This is a genomic window from Bradyrhizobium sp. PRIMUS42 (genome assembly GCF_023006515.1).
Taxonomy (GTDB): Bacteria; Pseudomonadota; Alphaproteobacteria; order Rhizobiales; family Xanthobacteraceae; genus Bradyrhizobium.
This window is the reverse complement of record NZ_JALBGZ010000150.1, coordinates 1-10,762: the sequence shown is the minus strand read 5'-3', so window position 1 is coordinate 10,762 and position 10,762 is coordinate 1. Positions and strand designations below refer to the sequence as shown.

At 64.4% G+C, this 10,762-nt stretch carries 12 protein-coding genes; 4 read left to right on the top strand and 8 right to left on the bottom strand.

What is annotated here, in order from left to right; all coding sequences use genetic code 11:
• On the top strand, window positions 1-697 hold a 697-nt coding region (locus tag MOV75_RS14205; protein WP_247006025.1), incomplete at its 5' end, for a YafY family protein.
• 136 nt (window positions 698-833) lie between these two features.
• Complete coding sequence (locus tag MOV75_RS14200) at window positions 834-1,082, top strand: hypothetical protein (protein WP_246922911.1); 249 nt, start codon at window positions 834-836, stop codon at window positions 1,080-1,082.
• 10 nt (window positions 1,083-1,092) lie between these two features.
• Here MOV75_RS14200 and MOV75_RS14195 read toward each other — a convergent pair whose 3' ends face one another.
• The 3 genes from MOV75_RS14195 to MOV75_RS14185 form a co-directional block, all read right to left on the bottom strand.
• A complete protein-coding gene (locus MOV75_RS14195; RefSeq protein ID WP_247006023.1) occupies window positions 1,093-2,085 on the bottom strand; it encodes a fatty acid desaturase in 993 nt (330 codons plus the stop codon).
• A 14-nt stretch (window positions 2,086-2,099) separates the two neighbouring features.
• On the bottom strand, window positions 2,100-3,110 hold the full coding sequence (locus tag MOV75_RS14190) for an alpha/beta fold hydrolase (protein ID WP_247006021.1): 1,011 nt from the start codon (window positions 3,108-3,110) through the stop codon (window positions 2,100-2,102).
• Window positions 3,111-3,265: 155 nt separating this feature from the next.
• The gene (locus MOV75_RS14185; RefSeq protein WP_246922903.1) at window positions 3,266-4,069 is read right to left on the bottom strand and encodes an MBL fold metallo-hydrolase; all 804 of its coding nucleotides are present in this window, start codon (window positions 4,067-4,069) and stop codon (window positions 3,266-3,268) included.
• 174 nt (window positions 4,070-4,243) lie between these two features.
• On the opposite strand from MOV75_RS14185, the gene MOV75_RS14180 reads away from it, so the two are divergent.
• A complete protein-coding gene (locus MOV75_RS14180; RefSeq protein ID WP_247006019.1) occupies window positions 4,244-5,446 on the top strand; it encodes an MFS transporter in 1,203 nt (400 codons plus the stop codon).
• Window positions 5,447-5,843: 397 nt separating this feature from the next.
• Here the strand turns inward: MOV75_RS14180 and MOV75_RS14175 are convergent, their stop codons facing one another.
• Entirely contained in the window at window positions 5,844-5,984 is a 141-nt protein-coding gene (locus tag MOV75_RS14175) for a hypothetical protein (RefSeq protein WP_246922899.1), read from the bottom strand.
• Between MOV75_RS14175 and MOV75_RS14170 the strand changes: the two genes are divergently transcribed.
• Window positions 5,983-6,672, top strand: a complete 690-nt coding sequence (locus MOV75_RS14170) for an AraC family transcriptional regulator (protein ID WP_246922897.1) — start codon at window positions 5,983-5,985, stop codon at window positions 6,670-6,672. The two genes, MOV75_RS14175 and MOV75_RS14170, sit on opposite strands and share 2 nt — an antisense overlap.
• Before the next feature lie 37 nt (window positions 6,673-6,709).
• On the opposite strand, the gene MOV75_RS14165 is transcribed toward MOV75_RS14170, so the two are convergent.
• The 4 genes from MOV75_RS14165 to MOV75_RS14150 form a co-directional block, all read right to left on the bottom strand.
• Window positions 6,710-8,323, bottom strand: a complete 1,614-nt coding sequence (locus MOV75_RS14165) for an acyl-CoA synthetase (protein WP_247006017.1) — start codon at window positions 8,321-8,323, stop codon at window positions 6,710-6,712.
• A gap of 230 nt (window positions 8,324-8,553) precedes the next feature.
• A complete protein-coding gene (locus MOV75_RS14160) occupies window positions 8,554-9,042 on the bottom strand; it encodes a DUF2059 domain-containing protein (RefSeq protein ID WP_246922894.1) in 489 nt (162 codons plus the stop codon).
• Window positions 9,043-9,083: 41 nt separating this feature from the next.
• Complete coding sequence (locus MOV75_RS14155) at window positions 9,084-10,301, bottom strand: OpgC domain-containing protein (protein WP_246922892.1); 1,218 nt, start codon at window positions 10,299-10,301, stop codon at window positions 9,084-9,086.
• A gap of 281 nt (window positions 10,302-10,582) precedes the next feature.
• A partial coding sequence (locus tag MOV75_RS14150; protein WP_247006016.1) for a hypothetical protein occupies window positions 10,583-10,762 on the bottom strand: 180 nt, incomplete at its 5' end.

Genomic DNA, 10,762 nt, shown 5'->3' with positions numbered 1-10,762 from the left:
CGCTGCGATGATCGCCGCGCAGAACAAGCTGATGGCCGCCCTGCCTGCGAATCTGCGCGCGGACGCCGGGCGGATGCAGGAGCGTTTTCACCTGGACGCGCCGGGCTGGTTTGGCGAGACGGAAGACCCAAAGCACCTGCGCACGATCGCCGGGGCTACTCTGCGCGGGACGCTGATCAAGATCCGCTATCAGAGCTGGCGATCCGAGAAGCAGCGCCGCCTCGCGCCGCTCGGCCTCGTGCTGAAGGGTGGGAGCTGGTACCTCGCGGGTCAGGTCGACGCCAGCGTGCGCACCTATCGCGTCGCGCGCGTGCTCGACTGCACGGCGCTCGACGACGGCTTCGATCGCCCCGCCGATTTCGATCTCGCCGCCTATTGGCAGGCCGCGACACTTCGCCTCGAGGCCGAGATGCATCCGAATGTCGCGGTCGTGCGGCTCTCGCCGTTCGGCGTCAAGCTGCTCGATGCGCTGAGCCAGCCCTACGTCAAGGCGCGCACGCAGCTCGAAGAGACCGCTGATGCCGACGGCTGGCGCATTGCGCGCGTGCCCGTCGGCAAGACATCCTGGCACGCCGCAGCCGAATTGTTGCGGCTCGGTCCCGAGGCCGAAGTGCTGGAGCCCGCCGATCTTCGCGACAAGATGGTGGAGCTGACGCAGGCAATGGCCGCGCGCTATCGCGTGGTGCGCAAAGGCTGACGGCGGCACATTTTGCCGCAGCCCACGAAACAATCCTGAAACACGATTCTCGCCGCGAGCCGTGAACGCATTCGCGTTTCAGCCCGACCGAGATGCAGGGACACAACAACGGCCCCGCGCCAAATGGAGAATGAAGATGTTTCGTAAGCTTGCTCTTGGTCTGATCGCCGCCGGCTCGCTCGCTGTCGCCGCTCTCGCCCCCACCGCGGCTTCGGCCGGTGGTTTCCATTACCATCACGGTCATCACCACTGGGGTCCCGGCTGGGGCATTGGCGGCATCTACCTCAACACCGGCGTCAGCAATTGCTACCAGGAGCGCCTGATCCAGACCCGTCATGGCCTGCGCGTGCGCGTCGTGAATGTCTGCGCCTACGGGATGTACTGATATCTCGCCTTCACGACGAAGCTCCGGTCGCACCGCGACCGGAGTTTTGCATTTGACTAGCCGCCCTGCGCTGCCGGCGAAACCAGGCCCAGGTCTCGCGCGTCGTTCTGATGTAGCCGCGGCCGCGATGGACGATCTCGCCGTCGACGATCTCGTTCAGCTTCGGCAGCGCATGAAAGGGGATCGAGGGATAAGCGTGGTGCTCGACGTGATAGGGCATGTTCCACGCGAACCATTTGACGACCGCGCCGGTATAGGTGGTGCGAGTGTTCTGGAAAGCGCTGCGGGTGCGGTCGCAGCCGGTATGCTCGGCATAGAGATAGGGCCGCAGGAATAACTGCCCGATGACGAGCGGGACGATCCAGACCCAAAGCAGCAACGCTGACGAGAACCACAGCGACAGCGCGAGCAGCAGGACATAGAGCGCGACATAGGCACGCGCCTCCATGACGATGGTGGCGCGCTTGCCCTCGGGAATCCAGGGCATGGTGACCTTGCCGGTGATCGCATGGCCAAGCATCAGCCGTAGGCGCCCGGCGACCTGCATCAGGCCGCTATAGGCGATCGCGAGCTGCGTGTCGGATGTCGGCTTCACCCCGACGATCAACTCGGGATCCTTGTCCGGATCCTGGGTGTAGCGGTGATGGTCCCAGTGAAACAGGCAGTAATATTCGTAGGGCAATCCGATGATGAAGGCCGAGAGATGGCCGACGACGAGATTGAGGCCGCGGCTCCTGAACGCGGTCTTGTGCGCGGTCTCGTGCACCGCCATGAACAGGAAGGCGACGAAATAGCCCTGCACCGCCATCAACGGCAGCGCCCAGAGCACGCCATGGCGGGAAGCGACCATCCAGATCAGCGCGCCCACCAGTACGATCACGCCATAATGGCCAAGGCTCTGCGCCGCGCCCCTGAGATTGGAGCGGACCGACAGTTCGCGCAGCATCGCCGGCGTCAGCGGCTTCAGGCGGTGGCCGGATTCTGAAACGGTCGCGTCAGTCATGGTCGGATGCCCTGTCACTTGCCGAGAAGAGCTGCGACCTCGGCCTTGATGAAGGCCTGGTCGCGCGGATTGCCGACGGGGTTGCCGGCGCGATGGCCGTGCAACGACGGGATCGGATGCAGCACGGCCGATTTGGCGTTGGTCAGCCGGCCGAGCTCGTCCTCGTTGTCGCGGACGTCGAAATAGCGGTCGGTCGCGCCGGGCATCAGCAGCATGTGCGCCTTGATCGCGGCCAGCGCGCGGTCGAGATTGCCACCGAATGCTCCACAGCGACTGATATCGCCGCGCTGCCAGATTCCGATCTGCGCCAGCAGATCATTGGCGTCGCGCCGGGCAAACGTCGCATCCCAGGTACGGACGAGATAATCCTCCAGCGAGCTGAAGCCGGCCTCGCGCCAGAGCTCGTCGCGATAGAAGCCGTGCGACATCGCCCAGCCGGCATAGACGCGCCCCATGGCGCGGTAGCCGGCGACGGGCTTCTCGGCGAAGCGGCCGTCGCGGAAGGCGGGATCGGCGGTGAGCGCGGCCTTCACGCTTTCCAGGAAGACGTGATTGTAGGACGCACAACGCGCACTGCCGCAGACCACGGCGGCGCGCGCGACCATATCGGGATGCAGCGCCGCCCAGTGATAGGCCTGCATGCCGCCCATCGACCAGCCGTAGACGAGCGCAAGCTTTGCGATGCCGAAGCGCTCGGTGAGGAGCCGGTGCTGGACCGCGACCGCATCGTGATAGGTCACCTCCGGGAACGGCGCCGCAGTATTCGACGGCGAGGACGACAGGCCGTTGCCGAACAGGTTCGGGACGATGATGAAGTAGCGCGTGGGATCGAGCACGCCGTCCGGGCCAATTAGCCACTCGGTGTCAAAATGCTGCGCGCTGAACGACGTCGGATAGAGGATGACGTTGTCCTTGGCCGGGCTCAGCGTGCCGTAGGTCTTGTAAGCGAGCTTCAGCGAGGAGAAGACGACCCCGGACTGGAGGGTGACGTCGCCGGCTTCGAAGATCTCGTAGTGCTCCGTCATGAACCGGACTCCCGCTCGCGGCCCAGAATGCGCCGCTGAGGCGGCGATGCATCGATCATGCCGAGCCCGCAGACGCGCCGTTGCGCCGCGCTTAATAAGTGTACCTATAGTACAGTTATTCTGGACCGGCAAGATAAATCCAACGAACCGGCCGCTCAGGCGATGGCGGCGATATAGCGCTCCACCGATGCCGCGAAGGCGGCCTTGGCCCCAGTGGCAATGTTGCGCCCCCACCAGGCGCCATAGATGCGATCGAAGGCGAGCGGCTCGACGGCGGCCGCGATCCGCCGCACCGCGGCGGCATTGAGCGGCATGTAGTTGGGGTAGGAGTACATGAAGCTGACGAAGCGGCGGTCCATCGTCACCTGGGCGATGTCGCCGGTGAGCAGCGCGCCCCTGCCGTCCGCACCGCGCACGGCGTGCAGCATGGTGGCGCCGGCGAAATGACCGCCGGTGCGCAGCAGCAGCACATCGTCGGAGATGCGGTGGCTTTCGCCGGTCCAGTGCACGATCGAGGGATGCGGCCGCGTGACGAAAGCGCGATCGTCGGCATGCAGATAGACCGGCACGCCGCCAAAGGTATCGCTCCAGTCGGCGACCGCGCCGTAGTAGTGCGGATGCGAGATCGCGATCGCCTTCAGTCCGCCGAGCGCTGCAACGTGTTGGATGGCTTCATCGGTTGCCAGCGGAATGCAATCCCACATCACGCAGCCGTCGCCTTGAGGCACCAGCAGCGCGCGCTGCCCGATGGCGAAGCTCGGCTCCAGGCCGATGCCGGTGAGGCCGAGATCGTCGCGGCCCACCAGTCGGTACCCTCGCGCGAGCTCCTCGCGCGTGAGGAAGCTCTGCCCTTTCCAGTTCACGAACTGCCGCTCGTCCTCGCAAATCAGACAGGAGGCGGGCGGATTTCCGCCGTTCGGAAATTGCGCGCCGCAGGTTTCGCAGGTCCAGAGAGGCATGACTTGAGCTCCGTGGGAAGGCCCGCAGGATGACATTGCGAATAAGCGTTCAGCAAGTTCGATGAGCCGCAAGGGTGACTGGAACCAACGCGGCGAACGCCCGTTACGTTCAGATCAACGCCAGAACGATTGGCCAAGAGGATCACGACACACGAAGAGCATGTCTAGGTATCGATGACATCGCGATCCCCCTCTCCGTCCCGCCTCTGGCCCCTGTTCGCGCTCAACTTCTTCATGGCCGACATGCAGTCGGGCATCGGTCCGTTCGTCGGCGTATTCCTCCAGGAGCGCGGCTGGGCGACCGGACTGATCGGCACCGCGCTGACGATCGGCAATGTCGCGGGAATGCTGATCACGACGCCGATCGGCGGCTTCATCGATGCCAGCCGCAACAAGCGGATGTGGGTCGTCATTCCCGGCATCTGCGTCGTTCTCGCCTCCGCCATCATCCTGATCTCGCAAAATTTCTGGGCGGTGACGTTCTCGCAAGTCGCGCAATCGCTGGCGAGCGCCGCAATCGTGCCGGCGGTGACGGGCATCACGCTGGGCATCGCCAAGCAGAAGGGCTTCAACGCGCTCAACGGCCGCAACCAGGCGTACAACCACGCCGGCAACATGGTCGGCGCCGCGCTGTCGGGCTATCTCGGCTACAAATACGGCTATGTCGCCGTGTTCATGCTGGCGGCCGCGTTCGGTGCCATCGCGATCGCCTGCGTGATGATGATCCCGGCCAAGGCAATCGATGACCGGGCCGCGCGCGGCAGCAAGGAGGATGACTCCAAGGCTCCGCCGGATGCGATGACGATGCTGCTCAAGCATCGGGCGCTGCTCGTGCTGGCGCTGGCGCTCGCGCTATTCCACCTCGGCAATGCCGCGATCGTCCCGCTCTACGGGCTCGCGGCGGTCGCCGAGGGACAGGCCAACGGCCCGAGCTTCGTCGCGACCACCGTGGTCATCGCACAAGGCGTGATGGTCGTGACGTCGCTGATCGCGATGAAGGCCGCGAGCAAGCGCAATTACTGGCCCATCATCCTGGTCTCCTTCATGTTCCTGCCCATTCGCGGCGTACTCGCCTTCTTCGTTACGGGATGGTGGGGCGTCGTGCCGATGCAAGTGCTCGACGGCATCGGCACGGGTCTGCAAACCGTTGCCGTCCCCGGCATGGTGGCGCGGGCGCTCAACGGCACCGGCCGCATCAATCTCGGCCAGGGCGCCGTGATCACGGTGCAGGGTGTCGGCGCCAGCCTCAGTCCCGCGCTCGGCGGCTGGATCGCGCAATGGATCGGCTACGGTCCGACCTTCCTGCTGCTCGGCGGCTTCGGGCTCGCATCGATGGCGCTGTGGTTCGCGTTCGGGGCGACAGTGAAGAAGTATTGAGCTTCATCGCCGTCACCAATGTCACGCCGACGACGTAGGCGGGAGCCGGTCTCGTTCGCCGCGAGCGACGATCCGGCGAATGGTGTGACGTGAAAGACAGCGACAGCGGCGGCGCCTGGCGCGGTCCGGACACTCACTTGGCTGCGGCACCTGGTCGCGGTCTCAGCGCGTCATCGCGAGTGGCTTATCACGCAATTCCCCGCTTTTGCCGTTGCGACGCAGCGGCATGACGATACAACCTGCCGCAATCGCCAATAAACCGCCCTTCCCGATCGATGATCCAGCCTCAACTCTCCTTTGACGGCGACCCGAATGGCCCGGCCTATGAAAGATGGCGCGAGCAGTTTTGCCGTCAGGTGGCGAACGTCGATTTCGTGCCGGTCGGGGAAGGGCGAGTTCACCGGACCATTGCGCCGGCCATTCTTCCCCGCATCAGACTCTCGGCCTCGTTCGGCTCGCCGATATCTTTCGTGTCGTTGGGGACGAACGACGAATTGGTGATTACGACGTCGCCCAATTCGGCGTTGAGCGGGACCATGGGAAAGCGCCCGCTGGAGATCGCGGCGGGCGACGTCACAATCGGGGACCCCTCGATCAAGGGCGCCTATATCACTCAGACCGGGAACGGTAATTTCCGGACCGCGCTGCTGCCGCGTAAGGCGCTGCTGCGCGTCTGTCCGAATGCCGAGGACCTGATTGCGCAGTCGATCCCAGGCGCCAATCCGATCACGTCGATGTTCCTGCGATATTACGATCTCGCGCATGCTTATGCCGACAAGCTCGCGCCCGCCGAGCTCGACGCGGTCTCGCAGCATCTGTTCGATTTATCGGTGCTGATGATCGGAGCCCGCGGCGATGTCGCCGAGGAAGCTCGGACGCGCGGCCTTGCCGCAGCGCGTCTCGAGACCCTCAAATCCGACATCCTGGCGCAGCTGGACAACCCCGCGCTGTCACTCACCGTCCTGTCGGCCACGCACCGGGTCAGCCCACGCACGATCCAGCTGCTGTTCGAGCAGGCGGGCATCACCTATAGCGGCTTCGTGCTGGAGCAGCGCTTGCTGCGCGCCGATCGGCTGCTTCGAAATCCTGCCATGCGCGCCCGCAAGATCATCGAGATCGCGCATCTCGCGGGTTTCCACGACGTCTCCTATTTCCATCGCGCGTTTCGCCGCCGCTTCGGACAGACGCCCGACGACGTCAGGAAGCTGGCCGGCGACGCCGGCTAGCCAAACGCGACGCGACGCTGCCGAACGCCGCCCGGTTCTACGTCCCAAAATTCTTCTGGATCGCCTTGTCCAGCGTCTCGCCGCCGACGAAGCGCTGGCGCAGCTCGCGCTTGAGCAGCTTGCCGCTCGGATTCTTCGGCAAGGCGTCGACGAAAATGACGCGCTTGGGCACCTTGAAGTGCGCCATCTGGCCGGCGCAGTGCTTGATGACGGCGTCCTCGTCCAGCTTTTCACCGCTCTTGACGACGACGATGGCGGTGACCGCCTCGATCCAGCGCGGATCGGGCAGGCCGACGACGGCGACCTCGGAGACTGCGGGGATGCGGTAGACCATCTCCTCGACCTCGCGGCTCGCGACGTTCTCGCCGCCGGTCTTGATCATGTCCTTGACGCGGTCGACCACGGTGATGTGGCCCTCCTCATCGACGGTGGCGAGATCGCCGGAGTGAAACCAGCCGCCGGAAAACGCCGCCGCGGTCTTGACGGGATCGTTGTAATAGCCGGACAACAGATGCGGCGAGCGGTGCACGATTTCGCCGACCTCACCGACTTTCACATCCTCCATCGACGTGTTGACCACGCGCGTCTCGACATTGAGCACGGGCTTGCCGGCCGAGCCGGCCTTACGCAGCTGATCCTCGGGGCGCAGCACGGTTGCGAGCGGCGCGATCTCGGTCTGGCCGTAAAAGTTCCAGAACTTGACGTTGGGCAGGCGGCGCTGGAGCTCGAGCAGCACCTCAACCGGCATGATCGAGGCGCCGTAATAACCCTTCTGCAGCGTCGACAGATCGGTCTTGTCGAAATTCGGCGAGCGCAGCATCGCGATCCAGATCGTCGGCGGCGCGAAGAAGGACGTAATCTTGTGCGCCTGGATCAGCGCCAGAATGCCGTCCGCCGTCGGCTTGCCCGTGATCACGCCGGAGGCGCCGAGATAGATTTGCGGCCCCAGGAAGACGTCGAGCTGGGCGCAATGATAGAGCGGCAGCGCGTGCAGGAATTTGTCCTCCACGCTCATGCCGCCGTCGATGACGCAGCTGACATACTGCCACATCACCGCTTCATGGGTCAGCATCGCGCCCTTGGGCAGGGACTCCGTACCGCTGGTGTAGACGATCTGCGCGAGATCGCGGCTGTCGACCGATGCATCCAGGAACGCGCCGTCGGGGCTGAGGAGATCGTCGAAGGTGGTGAGGCCCGCGGGCGGCGTTGCGGGATCCTCGCCCGGCAGCCAGATCAGCTTCTCGACCGCGCAGTCCTTGGCGCTTGCATCGCGGGCCGCCTCGACGAAATCGGGACCGGCCGCCAGCAGCTTGGCGCCGGAGCTCTTCAGGATGAAATTGATCTCGTCCGGATTGAGCATGAAGTTGATCGGCACCAACACCGCGCCGATCCGCGCCACCGCAAAACGCAGCGCGGCGAAGGCGTGTGAATTGCGCGAGAGTACCGCGATGCGGTCACCCTTCTTGACGCCGAGGCCGAGCAGGCCGCGGCCGAGCCGGTTGCAGATCGCGTCCATCTCGGAGAAGGTCCAGCTCACGTCGCCGCAGCTCACCGCAAGCTTGTTGGGCGCTCGGCCCGCGGAACGGCGCAAGAGATCGCCGATGGAATGCTCGCGCGCTTTCGAGATGGTGGCTGCGGTGTCGCTCGACATTTCCATTCCCCGGAATTTGCAATCTGCGTGAAGACCGGCCTGGACCTTCAGGCCATCGCCCTTACGCATTTTTGAGTTTGCACAAAGCGTAGTCGGCGCAATCTGCCGCGTCAAATCAGCCGGAGCGCCGCCGGTGCACGATGCCTTCACCGACAAAGGTAGCTCGCGGGGGGATGGCGACATGGTGCATAGCATGTCCCAGTTCCAGGTAAGCCCGAGGAGCATCGTGCTCAGGGCTTGTGCCCCTTCTGGCGCAGCGCCTCGATGAGGCGCTGCTTCAACTCGTCGGCGGCCTTCTGGCTGACGTCCTGGCCGATCTGCGCGCTCGCCTGCGCCAGCGCATCCGACTTCTCCAGAAACTTCCGCCCCACAGGCTGGGCGCAGAACGCCTCGATCTGGCGCAGCTCATCGACGGTGAAGCTGGCGGCATAGACGGCGGCCATCTGATCGATCATCGAGGCGACGAACGGCGCGTAGATCTCCGATCCTGGCGCCGTCATCGCATCATAGTCGCGCTCGATCTCCGGCCGATCCTGCGCGACCACGGGTCTCAGCTTGAGCAGGAGCTGCGGGAGAGCCGCGCGATACTGATCCGCGATCTTCAGCGTGGCGACGAGCTTGCGCGCGGCGCTCATCGCCTCCGGGGATGGCGTTTGTGCCGACGCGTTGCAGACGAGGAACAGGAGGGCGCCGGCAATCGTCAACAAGAGTCTCGACATGCATCTCTCCCGAAAAATCGTCCGCGCGACGGAATGGGTTCTCAGCGGCTCCCCGGAGCCGCGCCGATGACCGTTACCGGCGCGCCTTCGGCGGCGGGCTCCGACTCGTCGTCGACATCCGTCACCTTGACGAAGAGGCTGGGCACCCGCTCGGCTCGGTCGAGCAGCCAGGCTGCGCCGATCATGATGACGAAGCCGGCGAACGAGACAGCGAGTTGCTCCCAGACGCCCTTGGTGTATTGGACCAGGATCCAATGCGCCGAGAACGACAGGAACACGCTGAGGCAAAAGATCGGCAGCGAATGCTGGCCGCAGAGAATGACCGGGCGCAGCCATTTCAAATGCAGCGCCTTCCAGTGGCGCGGGACTAAATAGGTCACCCAGATCGCCACCGCCAGGAAATGCGTGAAGCGCAGCATGTCGAGGTCGGTCTTGTCGATCGGATAGATCGCCTTGATCATCCATTTCGGGATCATCGCCTCGAGCGCGTGGATATGCCAGGTCATCACGATCAGGAGGGCGAAGGCGATCCACGCCGCGGACAGGCCCATCACCGTCTTCGACCAGACCCATGCCGCGACCTTGTCGATCCCGCCGATGCCGCACCAGGCGGCGAATACGAACATCAGCTGCCAGCAGAACGGGTTGAAGTACCAGCTCGTGCCGGGCGGGTAGGAGGCGATGTTCCAGTCGAACCAGCGCGACAGCACATAGAGCACCACGGACGCCGCCAGCGTCAGGTTCGGCCGGCGCACCAGGCCCCACACGATGAAGGGCGCAGCAAGCACCAGCGTGATGTAGAGCGGCAGCACGTCGAGATTCACCGGCTTGTAGCGGAGTGAGAGCGCCTGCCCGATCAGAATGTCCGGATGGTCGAGAAAATTGTGAACGTTGAACTCGTCCGCATACATCGGGTTGTCGAACCTCCTGATCGTGCGGGCGATCTGCGCCGTGAACAACAGAAACAGCATGATGTGGGCGACATACATCTCGGCCGCGCGCCGCCACAGCCGCTTGAGCGCCGCGAGAAACCAGCCCCCGGCGACGATCGGCCCATAGATCCAGCCGACGAGATAGCCGGAGATGAAGACGAAGAACTCGGCGGCGTCGCTGAAGCCGTAATTGCGCAGCGTCAGCCAGGCCACGACGTCGTGCGGGATGTGATCGAGAAAGATCATCCACAAGCCGATGCCGCGGAACAGATCGAGCCGCAGGTCGCGCTCGACTGGAGCGAGCAGAGCTGACTGGTCCCGGATCATGGCCCCGCCTCTTTCCGGTGGGCGTCGCGCCAAAGCGGCGCCGGCAAATGGGATGCTAAAAAATCTGAATCAAAAGTCACCTGGCCCTGCGGCTAGTGCCAACGGTAGCCGACCTTGGTGCCTGTGCAAGTGACTTCGTCATCGCACTGAGGCGCCGCCGCACGGCCCGCTTCGGCCGGCCCTTGCAAAAACTGCAAAAACAACCCCATGCACAGTAGAGGCTACCTGCTAAGGCATTGCGTTGCCTGTTAAATTTGAATGCTCCGTCAATCTGCGGCTTCTCAGTGCGAGGTGGCCGGACATTGCTGGCCGTTCCCACCGGAACATGCCGGGCCAAACGTGATCGTCTTGGCATCCGCAGCCGTCGGCGGCGGAGGCAGCACGATCTCGATCGGCGCTTGGTCGTTGAGCCCAAGCGGCGCTGCGGGATCGGGCGGAGTGGCGCCGCAGACCGGGCTGCC